This window comes from uncultured Amnibacterium sp. (genome assembly GCF_964250715.1).
In the GTDB taxonomy this organism is placed as follows: Bacteria; Actinomycetota; Actinomycetes; order Actinomycetales; family Microbacteriaceae; genus Amnibacterium.
On sequence record NZ_CAXUGX010000016.1, the window covers coordinates 26,100 to 43,461 of the forward strand.

Consider the following 17,362-nt stretch of genomic DNA (forward strand, 5'->3'; position numbering starts at 1 on the left):
GCCGATGCGGCTCCCGCAGGCCGCGCAGGGTGGCACGGCCTCGTTCAACCTACGCCTCAGCCTCAACCGGCGTGTCAGTCGACAGCTACTTGACGGCGGCTCGACAGCGGCTCGACGGCTCCGTCAGCATCACTGGATGGCGACGAGCAGGTCTCCCGCCTCGACCTGGGCGGTGCCCGAGACCGCCGTGCGGGCGACGCGGCCGGCGACCGGAGTGGTGATGGTCGCCTCCATCTTCATCGCCTCGATCGTCGCGACGGTGCCGCCGGCGGCCACCTCGTCGCCCTCGGCCACCTTCATGGTGACAACGCCGGCGAACGGCGCGGCGACGTGCCCGGGCCGAGCGGGGTCGGCCTTCTCGGCGACCGCCGTGACGACGTCGATCCGCCGGTCGCGCACGAACACGGGCCGCAGCTGCCCGTTCAGGGTGGTCATGACCGTGCGCATGCCCTTGTCGTCCGCCTCGCCGATCGCCTCCAGCCCGACATACAGCTGCACGCCGCGCGCGATGCGCACGACATGTTCGACGCCGGGCTGCAGCCCGTACAGGTAGTCGGCGGTGTCGAGCACGGAGAGGTCGCCGAAAAGGTCCTGCTGCTGCTCGAACGTCGCGGTCGGTCCCGGGAAGAGCAGCCGGTTCAGGGTCGCGCGACGGTTCGTGCCCGGGACCGCGAGCGCGGCCGCGTCGTCGTCGCCGATCGGCGTCACGCCGATCTTCACCGTGCGGCCCGCCAGCACCTTGGTGCGGAACGGCTCCGGCCAGCCGCCGGGCAGATCGCCCAGCTCGCCGGCCATGAAGCCGATCACCGAGTCGGGGATGTCGTACTTGTCGGGATTCTGCTCGAAGTCGTCGGGATCCGCGTGCACCGCCGCCAGGTGCAGGGCCAGGTCACCGACCACCTTCGACGACGGCGTGACCTTGGGGATGCGGCCCAGAATGCGATTGGACGCGGCGTAGAGGTCCTCGATCGTCTCGAACTGGTCCGCCAGGCCCAGCGCGATCGCCTGCTGGCGCAGATTGGACAGCTGGCCGCCGGGAATCTCGTGCCGGTACACGCGGCCGGTCGGCCCCGGCAGGCCCGACTCGAACGGCGCGTACAGCGCCCGCACCGCCTCCCAGTACGGCTCCAGGTCGCTGACCGCCGTCAGCGGGATACCGGTGTCGCGCTCCGTGTGCGCGAGGGCGGCGACCAGGGCGGAGGCCGAGGGCTGGCTGGTCGTGCCGGCCATCGGCGCGCTGGCCACGTCGACGGCGTCGGCGCCGGCGCTGCTGGCCGCCAGCAGGGTGGCCAGCTGCCCGCCGGCGGTGTCGTGGGTGTGCACGTGCACCGGCAGGTCGAAGTTCGAGCGGAGCGCCTCGACGAGTCTCGCGGCCGCAGTCGGCCGCAGCAGTCCGGCCATGTCCTTGATCGCCAACACGTGCGCGCCGGCGTCGACCATCCGCTCGGCGAGCGCCAGGTAGTAGTCGAGCGTGTACAGGCTCTCGCCGGGATCGAGCAGGTCGGCGGTGTAGCAGAGGGCCGTCTCGGCGACGGCGGTGCCGGTGGCGAGCACGGCGTCGATCGCCGGCCGCATCTGGTCCACATCGTTCAGCGCGTCGAAGATGCGGAACACGTCGACGCCGGTCGCGGCCGCCTCGGCGACGAATGCGTCGGTGACCTCGGTCGGGTACGGGGTGTACCCGACCGTGTTGCGGCCGCGAAGCAGCATCTGCACGGGGATGTTGGGCAGTCCCTCCCGCAGCGCGGCCAGCCGCTCCCACGGGTCTTCGCCGAGGAACCGCAGCGCGACGTCGTAGGTGGCGCCGCCCCACGCCTCCACGCTCAGCAGTTGCGGCGTCAGCCTGGCCACGTACGGCAGCACCGCGAGCAGGTCGCGAGTGCGCACCCGGGTCGCGAGCAGCGACTGGTGGGCGTCGCGGAAGGTGGTCTCGGTGACGGCCAGCGCGGTCTGCTGACGCAGCGCCGTGGCCCAGCCGACGGGGCCGAGCTCGAGCAACCGCTGCCGGGAGCCGTCCGGGGCCGGCGCCTCGAGGTCGATCGCCGGCAGCTTGTCGGCCGGTCGCGCGCCCCGCGGCTTCGACCCGTTCGGCTGGTTGACCGTCACATCCGCCAGGTGATTCAGGATGCGCGTGCCGCGGTCGCGCGAGACGTGCTGGCTGAACAGCTGCGGGCGCTCCTCGATGAACGAGGTCGACAGGTCCCCCGCGACGAAGGCGGGGTCGTCGAGCACGGCCTGCAGGAACGGGATGTTCGTGGAGACGCCGCGGATACGGAACTCCGCCAGCGCCCGCTTCGCCCGGCCGACCGCGGCCGGGAAGGTGCGTGCCCGGCAGGTGACCTTGACGAGCATCGAGTCGAAGTGTGGGCTGATCTGCGCGCCGGGGTTGACCGTGCCGCCGTCCAGGCGGATGCCGGCGCCGCCCGGCGACCGGTAGGTGGTGATGCGCCCGGTATCGGGTCGGAAGCCGGCGTTCGGGTCCTCGGTGGTGATGCGGCACTGCAGCGCCGCCCCGCGGATGTGCAGGTCGGCCTGTGCGAGGCCCAGATCCGACATCGTCTGCCCCGCCGCGATGCGCATCTGCGATTGCACCAGGTCGACGTCGGTGATCTCCTCCGTCACCGTGTGCTCCACCTGGATGCGCGGGTTCATCTCGATGAACACGTGCTGGCCGGCGCGCTCGCCGGCGGTGTCGAGCAGGAACTCCACGGTGCCCGCGTTGACGTAGCCGATGGATTCGGCGAAGGCGACCGCGTCGCGGTAGAGCGCCTGCCGGGTCCGATCGTCCAGGTTCGGTGCCGGGGCGATCTCGATCACCTTCTGATGGCGGCGCTGCACGGAGCAGTCGCGCTCGAACAGGTGCAGGGTCGTGCCGGCCGCGTCGGCCAGGATCTGCACCTCGATGTGGCGCGGGCGCAGCACCGCCTGCTCCAGGAACATCGTCGGATCGCCGAATGCGGAGTCCGCCTCGCGCATCGCGGCGGTCAACGCCTCCCGCAGCTCGCCGGGCGTCTCAACGCGCCGCATGCCGCGGCCGCCGCCGCCGGCGACCGCCTTGGCGAAGATCGGGAAGCCGATACCGTCCGCCGCAGCCAGCAACTCCTCAACGTCTCGGCTGGGCGCGGAGGAGGCCAGCACCGGCACGCCCGCCGCGACCGCCTGCTCCTTCGCCGTGACCTTGTTGCCGGCGGAGCGCAGCACCCGCGCCGGCGGCCCGATGAAGGTGATGCCGGCCGCCTCGGCGGCCTCGGCCAGTTCGGGGTTCTCGCTGAGGAACCCGTACCCCGGATAGATCGCATCCGCACCGCTCTCGGTGGCGACCCGCACGATCTCCGCCACGTCGAGGTAGGCGCGCACGGGATGCCCGCGCTCGCCGATCTGGTACGCCTCGTCGGCCTTCTGCCGATGCAGGGAGTTGCGGTCCTCATAGGGGTAGACCGCGACGGTCTTCGCACCCAGCTCGTAGGCGGCACGGAAGGCGCGGATGGCGATCTCTCCACGGTTCGCCACCAGGATCTTGCGGAACACCTCGGCACCCTCCGTCCGGCCGGCCGCTTGCGGCTGCGCGTTCGGGTACGCATCGGCCGGCGGCACCGATTCTGTCAGTGCCGACCTCGGCGTGTCGGCGGCCCGGGTCGCCGCATCCACGGCCGGTCGGTTCCGGGGGCGTCGGCGGCCGACCGTATGCTGGGGGCCGTGCACGTCCTGAGTGTCAGTTCCCTCAAGGGCGGGGTCGGCAAGACCACGGTCACCCTGGGGCTGGCTTCGGCGGCCTTCGCCCGCGGCGTCAGCACGCTCGTCGTGGATCTGGATCCGCAGTCCGACGTCTCCACCGGCATGGACGTCGGCGTGAACCCCGTCAACGTGGCCGACGTGCTCGGCAACCCGCGCGAGAAGACCGTGCGCGCGGCGATCGTCTCCAGCGGCTGGACGCGCGGCCGCGGCGGAACCGTGGACGTGCTCGTCGGCTCGCCGGCGGCCATCAACTTCGACGGTCCGCACCCGTCGGTGCGCGACGTGTGGAAGCTCGAGGAGGCGCTCGCCCACGTCGAGAGCGACTACGACCTGGTACTCGTCGACTGCGCGCCCAGCCTGAACGCCCTCACTCGCACCGCCTGGGCGGCGAGCGACCGCGTCGCCGTCGTCACCGAGCCCGGGCTGTTCTCAGTCGCGGCCGCCGACCGCGCGTTGCGGGCGATCGAAGAACTGCGCCGCGGCCTCAGCCCCCGGCTGCAACCGCTCGGCATCGTCGTGAACCGCGCCCGCATGCAGAGCCTGGAGCACCAGTTCCGCATCCGTGAGCTGCGCGACATGTTCGGCCCCCTCGTGCTCAGCCCGCAACTGCCGGAACGCACCTCCCTGCAGCAGGCGCAGGGTGCCGCCAAGCCGCTGCACATCTGGCCCGGGGAGAGCGCACAGGAACTCGCCCGCATGTTCGACCAGCTGCTCGAACGCGTGATGCGCACCGGCCGCGTCGGCGAATACGGCGCACCGGCTCAGGCTCAGGCCCGCGGCGCATAGGCCGGCTGACCGCGCCGCCGTCCCCCGACGGCGCGACCCGCACAAGCCCGATAGCAGGACCAGGTCTTGAAAGCAGGTCGCCTGTCGACCAGGAACCTGCCGATGCGACATCGTCCTGCTCGAGAACTAGAGAAGAAGCGCCAACCTCGGTGACGGAAGCGGAGGGGGCTCCGCCGCTGGAGCGGACTGCCCACGACCCGCGCCGCAGGTGGGCCCACCGGCCCTACCGGCCGGGGGACGGCGGCGCGGTAACAAGCACTCGGCTCAGCTGGCTCGAGTCGCGCGCCTGGCGGCCAGCTCGTCCATCGGGTCGGCCTGGGCGGCGTTGATCTCCACGAGGCTCGACTCCACCTCGCGCAACACCTTGCCGACCGCGATGCCGAACACGCCCTGACCGCGGCTGACGAGGTCGATGACCTCGTCGTTCGAGGTGCAGAGATAGACGGACGCGCCGTCGCTCATCAGCGTGGTCTGCGCCAGATCGGTGATCCCCGACTCGCGCAACTGCTCGACCGCGGTACGGATCTGCTGCAGCGAGATGCCGGTCACGAGCAGGCTTTTGATCAGCTTCAGCACCAGGATGTCCCGGAACCCGTACAGCCGCTGCGACCCGCTCCCCGCCGCCCCGCGGATCGTCGGCTCCACGAGCGACGTTCGCGCCCAGTAGTCCAATTGGCGGTACGTGATGCCCGCCGCTCTCGCGGCGACGAGTCCGCGGTACCCCGCGGTCTCATCCAGCTCGGGCATGCCGTCCGTGAACAGCAGGCCGAGGTCGTAGCGGTCTCCGCTACGGTTCACCTCAGTCATGCGACTGCCTTCCACCCCCCGACGGGGCCGCCGGTGACGGCTCCGTATCGAGGTTCACGGTACCGATGCGGAACCGCACGGGCAACGACATCCGGCCCGGCAGAATCGGCGTGTCGCCCGTCGTGGCGCGAAAGTGACCGGTCGCCGGACAGGGAAGCGACGTCAGGACACATATTTGGCCAGCGTCGTCCGCACGAGGTTGCCGCGGACGACATCCAGCTGCGCGGCCAACTCGACGGCCCGCTCGTCCGCCCTGGAGCGGCTGGCGGAATCGGGGCGGCGCCGCATGGGCAGCAGCACGTTGCCGACGAGCTCGATCTCGCGTTCCACGGCGATGCGCATGGCCCGGAGGTGCCGCGGCTCGATGCCCGCGCCGGCCAGGTCGGTGAGCGCTCGCAGGGTGGTCTGGGCGTCCTCGCCGAAGCTGTCGGCCGCGACGATCAGGCCGGTGCTGATCGCATCGTCGAGCAGCTCAGGCGTTGCTCCGGCGTCGGCGAGCAGCTCGTCGCGCGACAGCCGGCGCTCGGCCGACAGGATCGAGGGCGCGCCAGCGGGCGTGCCGGGCCAGACCGGGTCGCGACCGGCATCGACGTCCGCCAGGTACCGGCGGATCACCTTCAGCGGCAGGTAGTGGTCCCGCTGCATCAGCAGCACCAGCTTGATGCGCTCGATGTCCGCCACGGAGAAGCTGCGGTATCCGGAGGCGGTACGGGCCGGATGGATCAGGTCGCGGTCCTCGAGGAACCGCAGCTTGGAGGGCGACAGCTCCGGGAAGTCGTCGGCGAGCCGGGACAGCACCTGGCCGATGCTGAGGGAGGGGACGGGCGCCTGATCGCGGCGCTGCGGAAGGGCCGTCACACTCACCGCGTCGCCAGTCGCGCCAGGTCGAGCCGAGACGCGTAGAAGGTGAGCCGGAACTTGCCGATCTGCACCTCGGCGCCGTCCGAGAGCAGCGCCGTCTCAATGCGCACACCGTCGAAGAAGGTGCCGTTCAGGCTGCCGAGGTCTTTGACCTCGAACGCCGTGCCGTGACGTAGGAACTGCGCGTGCCGGCGGGAGACGGTGACGTCGTCGAGGAAGATGTCGGCGCTCGGGTGCCGTCCGGCGGTGGTCACGTCCTCGTCGAGCAGGAAGCGCGCGCCGATGTTCGGTCCCCGGCGCACGACCAGCAGCGCCGAGCCGGAGGGCAGGGCGGCGACCGCGTCGTGCTCCTCCGCCGATCGACCCGCCATCTGCGCGAGCTGCGAGCCGAACTCGTACCCGAACGACGCGGTCGTGTCAGGCCCGGAGGGCTGCGGTGCGGGGTTGCGGTTCGGTCGGGGTCGGGAGTCGGGCTCATCGGCCATCCGGGAACCTCCTTTGCGGGGTCCAGGGTACCGGATGCCTTCGGCGTGTCGTCCTGCTGGTTTCGCCGAAGTGGTCGTGTCGGCCACGCGGCGTCGGCAGGGAGGCCGGTCGGTCAGGTCGGCGGCTCCGGCTGGTCCAGCTCGTCGAGCAGGCCCAGCAGCCAACCCGGCCGACGGACGACGCCGCCCGCGGCCCGCACGCGGTCGCCGAGTGCGGCGTCCGCCGTGACCGCCCAGGCGACCCGGCCGGCGGCCGCGCAGTCCGTCACCTCGGCCACGATCGCATCGTCGCCGTAACCCGCCTCGCGCACGTCGACGCCGGGCGGGACCGCGGCTCCGCGGGCCTCGCCCTCCACCACCGCCACGATCTGCGGCCACCAGGTGCCCACGGGGTCGCCGGGGCCGTCCAGGTCGGCGTCGCCGGGCACGCCGGCCCGATGCAGCCCGGCCAGCGACCGCAGCAGCCGTTCGGTCGCACCGCGGCGATCGCGCCACCAGCCGTCCGGGCGGGAGCCGACGACGTTCGCCGCATCGACGATCAGAGCGGGTCGGGCCGCCAGTCGCGCGCGGTGGGCCGGCCAAGCGGCGGCGAGCCCGGGATGCAGCGGCCGCTCGTCGACCTGGTCGGCGGGAACCCACTCGAACGCGGTGCTTTCGGCATCCGCCACCCGCACGGGCAGCTCGGCCGGCGCCTGCGCGGCGACGGTGACGTAGCTCCACGCCTGCAGGTCGAGCACGGAGGTGAACCGCGGAGTGAGGCGGTCCACGTCGAGCGCGGACTCTTCATGCGCCTCCCGATATGCACCGTCGAGCACGCTCTCCCCCACGTGCCGAGCGCCGCCGGGCAGCCCCCAGGTGCCGCCGAAGTGGCTCCAGGCGACGCGGTGCTGCAGCAGTACCGCGCCGGCCGGGCTGACCGCGAGCAGGCCCGCGGCGCCCGCGCGCCCCCAAAAGCGTCGGCCGTCGGGCAGTTCGACCCAGCCGTCGCCGCTACCGTGCGGTCGTCCAGGCGGTACGGCGGACTCCACCTGAGCAACCGTAGGAGATGCGGCTGCGGGCCGAATGCGAGCCGATGGTCCGGATCAGCCGCTGCCCACGGTCCGCTCCTGGACAGCGTCTGATTCGTACAGCATCGAATTCGTACAGCATCGAATTCGTGCAGCGTCAACTCGTGCAGCGTCAGCCGGTGTACCGGGCCAGGAACGCGAAGGTGCGGGTGAGCGCCGTGCGGGCGGCGGGCCGCTGCAGCTGGAACTCGTACTCGTGCGGCAGCCCGGGTCGGTAGTCGGCCGGGAAGAACAGGGAGTCGACCGGTACACCGCGGTCCTGGAGCGCGGTCCGCATCGCCAGCGACTGCGACAGCAGCGGATCGGCGTTGCCGGCCGTGATGAACGTGGGCGGGAAGCCGCGCGGCACGAAGTGCAGCACGGATCCGGTCGCCAGCCGCGGCACCGTCGCCGGATGGCTCGTCCCCGTGTAGAGGAGCAGCGCCCGCAGCAGCAGCGAGCGGAACGGCCCGCGCACGCCCCGCAGCGTCCAGTCGTAGACGCCGCAGTAGAGCAGCACCCCGCGCAGGGTGCCGGGCGCCAGCGTCGGGGTCACGCCGACCTGGGCGGCGTACGCGGGGTCCTCGATCATCGCGGCAGTCTGGGCGGCGAGTTGGGCGCCGGCGGAGTCGCCGGCCAGCACGATGCGGGCCGGGTCGACGTGCAGGCGGTCGGCGTTGGTGTTCAGGTAGCCGAGAGCGGCCATGACCTGCCGGAGCGGAGTCGGGTAGCGGGCGTCGGGCGCCAGGGTGTAGCCGACCGTGACGGTGGTGTAGCCGCGCTTCGCGACGATCTGCAGGTGGTTGTTCAGCCACGACGCCCGGCCGCCGATCCATGCTCCGCCGTGGATCCAGACGACGGTGGGCAGGCGCGCGCCGGACGGCGTGCCGGTGGGCCAGAACGCGTTCAGGGTCTCGTGGCGGTTGCGCGGGTCGCTGGACTGCGCGTCGTAGGCGAGATCGGTCGCGGAGGACACGCCGCGGGGCACGTAGCGCGCCTCCGCCTCGAACATGATCGTCGCGCGGCTGACCTGGGCGGCGCGGACGATCGGGACGGAGGGGAAGGCGTTCGTCACGCTGACCAGCACCATGATCGTCGTGCAGCCGAACGCGATCAGGGCGACTGCGGCGCGGCGAAGGATCGTCCTCGCGGTCGGTCTCGCCACGCCAGCAGCGTAGGACAGCACCGCGGACCACCCGTGTGGCGAAGGTGGGCGGAGTTCGGGCGACGGACCGGGTGACGGACCGGAGAGACAGCTGGAAAAGAAGGGGGGAGCAGCGATGCGAGCGGTCACCGTGGTGAAAGCGGTCGACTCGCACACCGAGGGCATGCCGACCCGGGTCGTGGTCGCGGGCGCGCACCTGGAGCACGACGCGCTCCCCGGCGACTCGATGAACGACAAGCGGCTGCAGGCGATCGCCCATCGCGACGGGTTGCGTCAGTTCCTCGTGAACGAGCCGCGGGGGCATGCGGCGATGAGCGGAGCGATCGTGCTGCCGCCGACCCGTGCGGATGCGGACGTCGGCGTGCTGTTCCTGGAGGTGTCGGGATGGCTGCCGATGTGCGGGCACGGCGCGATCGGTGTGGCCACGGTGCTCGTGGAGACGGGCATGGTGCCGGTGACCAAACCGGTCACGACGATCCGGCTGGACACTCCCGCCGGCCTGGTGGTGGCGCGGGTGACGGTCACGGGCGGCGCCGCGACCGCGGTCACGATCGAGAACGTGCCGAGCTTCCCGGAGCGGCTCGACGCCGTCGTCGCGGTACCCGGGTACGGCGAGGTGCCCTACAGCCTCGCGTTCGGCGGCAACCACTACGCGATCGTGGAGCTGGCCGCGGTCGGCCTGCCGTTCGACCGGTCCGCGCAGCAGCCGATCGCCGCGGCGGGCCTGGCGATCATGCGGGCGATCGAGCGGACCGATCCGCCGTCGCATCCGACGATCGCCGGTGCCGACACCTGCCACCACGTGCAGTTCCTGGCGCCGGGCAGCACGGCGCAGCACTCCCGGCACGCGATGGCGATCCATCCCGGCTGGTTCGACCGCTCCCCCTGCGGTACGGGCACCTCCGCCCGCATGGCGGAGCTGTGGGGCCGCGGCCTGCTCGGCCTGCACACCGAGTTCGTGAACGAATCGTTCATCGGCAGCCGGTTCACCGGCCGGCTGGTGCGCACCGACACCGTCGGCGGGGTGCCGGCCGTGGTGCCCGAGATCACCGGCCGCGCCTGGATCACCGGGACGGCGGACTACCGCTTGGATCCTGCCGACCCCTTCCCGGCGGGCTTCGTCTTCTGAGGTCGCGCCAGGGGGCGGCAGGGTCGCTCACGCTATCGTGACGCGCACCGCACCGACTGCACCGCACCGACTGCACCGCACCGCCCGTGACACGACATGCCACGAGACGACACGACATGTGAAGGAGCCATCCCCCATGGCGAGCAAGAAGAAGTCCGAGAAGGACGAGGCCGAAGCGAAGAAGAAGGCGGCCGACAAGAAAGCCGCCGACAAGAAGGCTGCCGCGAAGAAGGCGGCGGACACGAAGGCCGCGGAGAAGAAAGCGGCTGACAAGAAGGCTGCCGCGAAGAAGGGCGGCGGCAAGAAGGACTCCGGCAAGAAGGACTCCGGCAAGAAAAGTGCGGGCAAGGGCAAGAAGGGCACGGGCGCGGGCGGCGGCACGCAGCAGGGCGATGCCGGCCAGGCGGCCCCGCAGATCGACGAGACGGAGCTGCTGAAACGAGCGCTTCGGGACACCGAAGGTCGTCTGGTGCAGGCGGAGCACCAGCTGCGGGTGGCGCAGCAGCAGCTCGCGGGCGAGAAGCAGGCGATCGCCGATGCGGAGGCGAGCGAGCTGGAGGACGCCCTGCTCGATGCGGCCGTCGTCGAGACCGTGGCGCAGGCCGTGTCGGACGCCGAGCTCGCCGCGGCAGCGCTGCCGCTCGGCAGCCCGCAGGAGCAGCTGATCGCCGAGGCCGTCGCGGAGGAGCTCGTGGCCGAGCGCTTGAGCGAGATCGAGGTCCAGGTCGAGGAGGGCGTCGCGGACGAGATCGAGGCGCCGGTGGAGAGTGCGGAGCAGGCCGCGGCGGTCCTGGAGCGAGCGCCGGTGATCGAGGCCGCCTTCCAGCCCACGCCGGTGGCGACGCTCGTCGCCGAGGCGGCCTCCCCGCCCGCGATCGAGGCGGCCCCCGCCAGCGCCGCATCCGATGACACGGCGCCGGAGGAGACGGCGCCGGAGGACACGCTGACCCCGCCCCTGCCCGAGCCGGCCGGCGACGGCCCGAGCGAGGCGTGGACGCTCGTGCGCCTGCGTGCCGAGGCCCGGTCACGTGGCTTGACCGGCGTCTCCACGCTGAGCAAGGCGGCCCTGCTCGCCCGGCTGCAGGAGTAGCACCCGGCTGCACGAGTGGGCGGCGCGGTCCGCTGCCCAGTACGAGCGCGCGGCGCGCGGCTCTCAGCCGAGCAGGCGCAGAGCGCCGGGTACGCACTCCAGCGTGACCGGCAACGGGCCGATCCGCTCCCCGTCCGCGTAGACGATCGGATCGCCTCCGGCCCGATCGTCGAGAGCAGGTTCGTCGAGAGCACGGCGCGGTCGAGGCGCGGCGGAGATCGTGACGGTGCGAGCTCGGCTGATGGTGACGTGCCGGTCGCCCGTGTGCGTGCCGGTGAACACACGCGGGAAGAGGCGGAGCAGGTTCAGCCTGCCGAGCGGCGACGCCACGAGCACGTCGAGCAGCCCGTCGTCGGGGCGGGCGTCGGGCGTCAGCCGCATGCCGCCGCCGATCGATGTGGTGTTGCCGACGGTGACGAGCACGGCGTCGAGGTCCGTGCTCACTCCGTCGAGCGTCAGCCGGTACCGCCACGGGTGCAGGTGCGCGACCTCCAGCAGAACGGCAGCGGCGTAGCGGGCGGTGCCGGGCAGCCGGGTCAGCGCGTTGCCGCGCTCGTTGACCGCCGCGTCGAATCCGGCCGACAGCACTCCGGCGAACCAGCGGTGCTCCTCTCCGCCGCCGGCCAAGGGCAGGTTGTCCAGTCGCACGGCGTCCAGCAGGCGGGGCGGCCGGGTCAGGGCCTGCACGAGGCGCGCATCGACCACGTCGCCCTTGGCGAGCAGGCCGAGCGCACGGGCGATGTCGTTGCCGGAGCCGGTGGGCACGATACCGAGCGGCACCCCCGACTCCGCCAGCACGTTCACCGCCAGGTGCACCATCCCGTCGCCGCCGACCGCGATCACCGCGTCCACGTCACCACTCGTGACGGCCCGTTGCAGCTCGGCCGTCAGTGCGGCGGCGGTCGGCGACGCGAGACCGGTCACCCGGTGCCCCGCGGCCTGGAGTCGGAGCGTCGTCCGCGCGGCGACGGCGGCGCGGCGACCGGAGGCGGCGTGCGGGTTGACGGCGACCACGACGTGCACGGCATCACCCTGCCAGCCCCGGCGCGAACACTGCCGGACTTGCGCCGTTCAACGACGGTGCCGTTCAACGGATGCGCCGTTCAACGGATGTGCAGCCGGGTCGGGCCACACTCTCGTGCTGTGCGCGCGATCGTCTACGACCGGGCCGGCGACTCCGGTGTCCTGCGATTGATCGAGCGGGAGGCGGAGCAGCCGGGACCGGGCGAGGTACGGGTGCGCATCGCGGTCTCGGGCGTGAATCCGACCGATTGGAAGGCGCGGGCCGGCCGCGACCCGCTGGAGCCGCAGGTACCGAACCAGGACGGCGCCGGCGTGGTCGACGCGGTCGGTCCCGATGCCGGCGTGCGGGTCGGCGACCGCGTCTGGGTGTGGGACGCCGCCTACCGACGACCGAACGGCACCGCCCAGGAACTGGCGATCGTGCCTGCCGCGCAGGTGCAGCCCCTGCCGGACAACGCCTCGTTCGACCTGGGCGCCTCGCTCGGCATCCCCGCGCTGACCGCCCACCTGGCGCTCCGCGCGGACGCGACGGAGGATGCCGTGCCGCTCTCGCCCGGGGCCCTGGCGGGCCGGACGGTGCTGGTGGCTGGCGGGGCGGGAGCGGTCGGCCACGCCGCGATCGAGCTGGCCGTCTGGGCGGGTGCCACCGTGCTGACCACGGTGTCGAGCACCGAGAAGGCCGCACTCGCCCGCGCCGCCGGCGCGCATCACGTGATCGACTACACCGCCCTGGACGTGGCTCGGGTCGTGCTCCAGCACGCCCCCGACGGCGTCGACCTGGTGGTCGAGGTCAACCCGAACGAGAACGCCGACCTCGACGCGCGCATCCTGACGCCGGGCGGCACCGTCGCGGCCTATGCGAGCGGCGACGACCCTCTGGAGCTGGACCTGCGGCGACTGATGAGCGCCAACGCCCGCTGGCGGTTCCTGCTCACCTACACGGCGCCCGCGCGGGAGAAGCACGCCGCCGTCGCGGGCGTGCAGGCGGCGCTGGAGGCCGGGGCGCTTCGGATCGGCGACGGTGCCGGCCTGCCGCTGACCCGCTTCCCGCTGGAACAGACCGCGGAGGCGCACGACGCCGTCGAGGCGGGCACGACCGGCAAGGTGCTGATCGACGTCGCCGACCTGGGCTGACCGCGGCGCGACCCGTTGCCGGTCCGTCCCACTCGCCGCGTGGTCACCACTCGGTGTTCACCACTCGGTGTTCACCACTCGGTACGGTGGCGCTCCTGCTCGACGACCTCGGCGCGGTCGGACAGTCGGGCGAGGCCGGCCAGTGCGCGGCTCATCCGGGGATTGCCGCGGATGACGGGCTCCGCACGGTCCAGGAACGCCCAGTAGCCGGCGGTGAACGGGCAGGCGGTCGGCCCGAGCCGAACCTTCGGATCGAAGCGGCAGCCACCGCAGTAGTCGGTCATCCGATTGATGTAGGAGCCGCCCGCGGCATACGGCTTGGTGGCGACGATGCCGCCGTCGGCGTGCAGGCTCATCCCGACGACGTTCGTCGGCATCACCCACGGTGTGCCGTCCACGAAGGCGCCGGTGAACCACTCCGTGGTCTCGGCGGGGTCGTAGCCGCGCAAGAGCGCCCAGTTGCCGAGCATCATCAGCCGCTGGATGTGGTGCGCCCAGCCGCGCTCGTGCACCGAACCGATCACCTGCCGCAGGCAGTTGGCCTGGATGGCGTCCGCATCCAGCTCCCAGAACGCGTCGGGCAGTCGCGTCGTCGCGTGCAGGGCGTTGTTGCGGGTGGTGTACGGCTCGCCCAGGTGCCAGTAGAGGTGCCACATCCAGTCCCGCCAGCCGATGATCTGGCGCACGAACCCCTCGGTGCCGGCAAGCGGCGCACGGCCGGCGGCGTACGCGTCGAGGGCGCGCTGCACGACCTCCCGAGGGTCGAGCAGGCCGAGGTTCAACGTCATGCTGAGCGCGGAGTGGGCCATCCGCCAATCGTCGGTGAGCGTCGCGTCCTCGTAGGGCCCGAAGACCGGCAACCGGTCGGCGATGAACTCGTCGAGCGCCGTCAGCGCCTCCGCCCGGGTGGCGGGGAAGACCCGCGGCCCGTCGGCGCCGATGAACGTGACGGTGCCGTCGGCCTGCCAGGCGTCCAGGTCGCGGCGCACGCCCTGGTCGATCTCGTCCTCGACCGGCAGCGTCGGCTCGGGCAGTTGCAGCGTCGTCGCGCCCTTGGGCGGTGGCTGCCGGTTGTCGGCGTCGTAGCTGAAGCGCCCGCCGACCGGCTTGCCGGCCGGACTCATCAGGATGCCTTCGCGCCCGCGCACCCAGCGGTAGAAGGTGTCCATGACCAGGCTCGCGTCGGTCCTGCCCCGCACCCAGTCGGCGAAGTCCGCCTCGCTGGTGACGAAGCCGCGGCTCGGCAGCACCTCGGCACCGAGGCGCCGCACCAGTCGGCGCGCGCGATAGGAGACCGGGTCGACCACCTCCAGGTCGCGGCCCGCAAGCGCCGTGGCGAAGTCGGGCGCCCGGACCAGTTCGGCGCGATCACCGAGCTCGGCGGCTCGATGCCGCAGTGCGGACAGGTACAGGTGCGCCTTGGCCCGATGGGTCGGGCGCCGGCGGAAGGCGGCCGTGGACTCGACGAGCAGCACCGGCACCTGCTCGTCGTCGAAGAGCGGCCCGAGCTGCTCACCGAACAACAGCCGCTGTGTCACCATGCGGGGACTGTAACCACCGGCACTGCACAAGCCGGTCAGAACGGGCAGTCGTCAGCACTCTCGCTGTGCTCGGGTATCAGGTCGGGTGGTGCGGGGTCGGATCGTTCGGGTGGGTCGCCGGTGTAGGTCCGTCCCCACGGTGATCGCCAGGTGACGCTCCGGTCGGTGTTCAACTGCTGGGTCCACAGCCCGTGGTTTTGATCAGGTGACATCGCCGGCAGAGGTGGACGAGGTTGCCCTCGTCGGTCGTCCCGCCGTCGTGCCACTCCGTACCCGGCGAGGATCGCCTGCTCGCTCGTGTGCCCAAGCCAGGCCAGAGCGGGGATCGTCATCGCCACCGTCGGGAGCACCGCGGTGCGTTGCGGGACCCGCCCGGCGACGCCTGCGCAGTCGGGGTGCGCGGCGTGGGCGACGCCACCCAGCAGCAGGTCCAGGGCGATGTCGAACCGGAGCGCCCCGATCCCGCGTTGCTCCCCGTCGTGTCCACGCGCGGCGACCGCCGCCTGGGTGAGGGCGTCGTTGATCGCCACCAACTCGACCGCCGGACCACGGATCGTCAACGCCGCCTCCCCATCCGGAAGTGGATCGAACTCCACCCGCCGGTTCGACGCCGTCACCGCAGACCGCGCCACCGCAGTACCCGGCTGCCGGCGCTCCCGCACCCGCCGTAGTCGATCCGCCAACCGGCCAGGCGTCCCCGTCATGACAATGTTCGCGGCGAGCCGATCGAAATCGGCCAGAGCGTCCGCATCCAAGCCCGATGGACTGCTTGACCAGGATGTCCACCGCCCGCCACGTCGCCCGCCCACCGAGCACAACGACACCCCCGAGACGATCTGCGCAGATGCCTCGACGGCCTCGACGCCGCCGACGACGGCGCAACCGTCTCCGACCTCGCCTGCCTCCTCGACAGACTGCGGTCCGCACTGCCGGTCGTCATTGCGTCTCCGCCCGGACGTCTCCGTCTCGGCGCGCACGAGGCCGCTCTCGCTGCGCTGCAGAGTTGGGTGGCGAAACACTCCTAGCGCCGCCCTGCTGCGGCAGGTCGCGGCCACGAGGCAGTGGTCGCTGCCGACCTGCGGCCCGATCGCGGTCGGCGATGGCGACGCAATTTCCCGTCGTCGCAGATCCGGCGTGGAGGTATGCGCACACGTATTACACGGGCAAAACAACCTCGAGAGCGACGCGCTACTACACAACTGCTTCAACTGCTACTTCCCTGTAAGCGGCGCACCGCGGGCCTTTCGCAAGCACGGACATCTCCTTCCCCTGACTCTTGGAGGAATGAATTTCCATTCGACATTCAAAGATGAATTCTCGAACTATTCTCAGGGAATCCGGGACTGGCGATACTGTTTCAATTCGGCCGCGGGACACATCGACGGACACGGATCACACATGTACTTCACGTTCACCGATCAGCGAAACGGCCAGCACACGCTCACAGTTCACGGCTACGTTGCTCGCGACTTCCAGGCCCACCCAAAGTCGCGTACCTTGCGGGGGCCCTGGCAACTTGGCTAGAATTCGATGATCACATCTCGGCCATTACTCGTTAGCGAGAGTCATCGTGCTCAAGACTAAGTACCTCTGGCTAATCCACCTAGCAGTCTGTGTAGTCGCGTCGGGAATTTGCATAGCCTTGGCCGGGCAGCTCTTCTTCGCGATTGCTCTTGCCGTTCAGTGGATAGAGGCTACGTTCGCAGTTGGGATCGTCCTATCGATTCTTTCGTTCGTGCCGGGCCGGCCCCTCTCTCGCGCCCTGCCACAAACAAGCGTCTGGGTGGTCAGCCTCGCTCTGTCAGGGCTGCTCGCCTACTGGGTCGAGGTCGCCCTCGACCCCCTGCTCAACATCGGCTCTGCCTCGTTTGGCTGGTCGTTCTACCTCTGGTGCGCCCCTCTCCTCGGTTTGTACCTCGTTGGTACCGCAGTACACCGGCTGCGCCTGTGGCGCCGCGATAGGCGGTCGGTCGAGGGTCGGCCTACTGCTCAGGAACCACTCGAGTCGCGGTAGGAGGACACCGGCGACAGCTGATCGCCGCGGCGCTCGGCGCACACGTCGAACCGACCGGGCGGGTCGAGATCGGGTACGCGCCGCTCGAGTTGCACGGCACCGCGAGCGACGACGTGCTCGCTCCGCCGCGGAGGTACCGGTGCTGCACTGGCACGGCGACGCGTTCGATCCCGGACGGTGCGATCCGGCCGGCGTCCACCCCGGGGTTCCCGAACCAGGCCTTCTCGTTTCGTCGCGCGCTCGCCACGCAGTTCCATCCGGAGGCCGACCCGGACCGGATCGAGCAGTGGCTCATCGGACACGCCCGCGAGTTGGCCGCGAATCGGATCGACATCGATCGGCTCCGATCGGAATGCCGACAGTCACGGCGCCGCCCTGGCACAGGCGGGCCAGACAATGCTCGCCGGCTGGCTGCACCGCACCGGCGTGCTCCCGGACCTGGAGCAGATCGCCTGAATCGCGGTTCATCGACGGGCCCGGTGCGCGCTAGCTGTGCTGCCCGGGGACGTTGGTCGAGGTGTGATCTGGCGATAGACGGGTGAGGAC

At 71.4% G+C, this 17,362-nt stretch carries 13 protein-coding genes; 4 read left to right on the top strand and 9 right to left on the bottom strand.

From position 1 onward, the window contains the following. Positions 1–129: 129 nt before the first annotated feature. A complete protein-coding gene (locus ACFE7H_RS13000; RefSeq protein ID WP_375401676.1) occupies positions 130–3,528 on the bottom strand; it encodes a pyruvate carboxylase in 3,399 nt (1,132 codons plus the stop codon). Positions 3,529–3,696: 168 nt separating this feature from the next. On the opposite strand from ACFE7H_RS13000, the gene ACFE7H_RS13005 reads away from it, so the two are divergent. Then, positions 3,697–4,521: a ParA family protein gene (locus tag ACFE7H_RS13005; protein ID WP_375401662.1), complete on the top strand. Its 825-nt coding sequence runs from the start codon at positions 3,697–3,699 to the stop codon at positions 4,519–4,521. A 264-nt stretch (positions 4,522–4,785) separates the two neighbouring features. Here the strand turns inward: ACFE7H_RS13005 and ACFE7H_RS13010 are convergent, their stop codons facing one another. From ACFE7H_RS13010 to ACFE7H_RS13030, 5 genes are all read right to left on the bottom strand, one after another. Then, complete coding sequence (locus ACFE7H_RS13010; RefSeq protein WP_375401663.1) at positions 4,786–5,328, bottom strand: MerR family transcriptional regulator; 543 nt, start codon at positions 5,326–5,328, stop codon at positions 4,786–4,788. A 162-nt stretch (positions 5,329–5,490) separates the two neighbouring features. Next, on the bottom strand, positions 5,491–6,186 hold the full coding sequence (locus ACFE7H_RS13015) for a MerR family transcriptional regulator (RefSeq protein WP_375401664.1): 696 nt from the start codon (positions 6,184–6,186) through the stop codon (positions 5,491–5,493). Between the two features lie 2 nt (positions 6,187–6,188). Next, complete coding sequence (locus ACFE7H_RS13020) at positions 6,189–6,674, bottom strand: FHA domain-containing protein (RefSeq protein WP_375401665.1); 486 nt, start codon at positions 6,672–6,674, stop codon at positions 6,189–6,191. Positions 6,675–6,787: 113 nt separating this feature from the next. After that, positions 6,788–7,702 carry an NUDIX domain-containing protein gene (locus ACFE7H_RS13025; protein WP_375401666.1) on the bottom strand — a complete coding sequence of 305 codons (915 nt, stop codon included), beginning with the start codon at positions 7,700–7,702 and terminating at the stop codon, positions 6,788–6,790. A 151-nt stretch (positions 7,703–7,853) separates the two neighbouring features. After that, positions 7,854–8,885 carry an alpha/beta hydrolase gene (locus tag ACFE7H_RS13030; protein WP_375401667.1) on the bottom strand — a complete coding sequence of 344 codons (1,032 nt, stop codon included), beginning with the start codon at positions 8,883–8,885 and terminating at the stop codon, positions 7,854–7,856. A gap of 115 nt (positions 8,886–9,000) precedes the next feature. Here ACFE7H_RS13030 and ACFE7H_RS13035 point away from each other — a divergent pair, with 115 nt between their 5' ends. Continuing rightward, positions 9,001–10,014, top strand: coding sequence for a proline racemase family protein (locus ACFE7H_RS13035; RefSeq protein WP_375401668.1), 1,014 nt, complete (start codon positions 9,001–9,003; stop codon positions 10,012–10,014). A 136-nt stretch (positions 10,015–10,150) separates the two neighbouring features. After that, positions 10,151–11,104, top strand: coding sequence for a hypothetical protein (locus tag ACFE7H_RS13040; RefSeq protein WP_375401669.1), 954 nt, complete (start codon positions 10,151–10,153; stop codon positions 11,102–11,104). A 63-nt stretch (positions 11,105–11,167) separates the two neighbouring features. Here ACFE7H_RS13040 and ACFE7H_RS13045 read toward each other — a convergent pair whose 3' ends face one another. After that, positions 11,168–12,127, bottom strand: a complete 960-nt coding sequence (locus ACFE7H_RS13045) for a diacylglycerol/lipid kinase family protein (protein ID WP_375401670.1) — start codon at positions 12,125–12,127, stop codon at positions 11,168–11,170. Between the two features lie 120 nt (positions 12,128–12,247). Between ACFE7H_RS13045 and ACFE7H_RS13050 the strand changes: the two genes are divergently transcribed. Further along, the gene (locus tag ACFE7H_RS13050; protein ID WP_375401671.1) at positions 12,248–13,261 is read left to right on the top strand and encodes an NADPH:quinone reductase; all 1,014 of its coding nucleotides are present in this window, start codon (positions 12,248–12,250) and stop codon (positions 13,259–13,261) included. 71 nt (positions 13,262–13,332) lie between these two features. On the opposite strand, the gene ACFE7H_RS13055 is transcribed toward ACFE7H_RS13050, so the two are convergent. Further along, complete coding sequence (locus ACFE7H_RS13055; RefSeq protein WP_375401672.1) at positions 13,333–14,802, bottom strand: cryptochrome/photolyase family protein; 1,470 nt, start codon at positions 14,800–14,802, stop codon at positions 13,333–13,335. 169 nt (positions 14,803–14,971) lie between these two features. Beyond that, a complete protein-coding gene (locus ACFE7H_RS13060; RefSeq protein ID WP_375401673.1) occupies positions 14,972–15,109 on the bottom strand; it encodes an HNH endonuclease in 138 nt (45 codons plus the stop codon). Positions 15,110–17,362 lie beyond the last annotated feature (2,253 nt).

What these genes read in the sequence shown, in the direction of transcription:
- ACFE7H_RS13010 (WP_375401663.1), bottom strand. Translation starts at nt 5,328, where the DNA reads ATGACTGAGGTGAACCGTAGCGGAGACCGCTACGACCTCGGCCTGCTG.
- ACFE7H_RS13020 (WP_375401665.1), bottom strand. Translation starts at nt 6,674, where the DNA reads ATGGCCGATGAGCCCGACTCCCGACCCCGACCGAACCGCAACCCCGCA.
- ACFE7H_RS13035 (WP_375401668.1), top strand. Translation starts at nt 9,001, where the DNA reads ATGCGAGCGGTCACCGTGGTGAAAGCGGTCGACTCGCACACCGAGGGC.
- ACFE7H_RS13040 (WP_375401669.1), top strand. Translation starts at nt 10,151, where the DNA reads ATGGCGAGCAAGAAGAAGTCCGAGAAGGACGAGGCCGAAGCGAAGAAG.
- ACFE7H_RS13055 (WP_375401672.1), bottom strand. Translation starts at nt 14,802, where the DNA reads ATGGTGACACAGCGGCTGTTGTTCGGTGAGCAGCTCGGGCCGCTCTTC.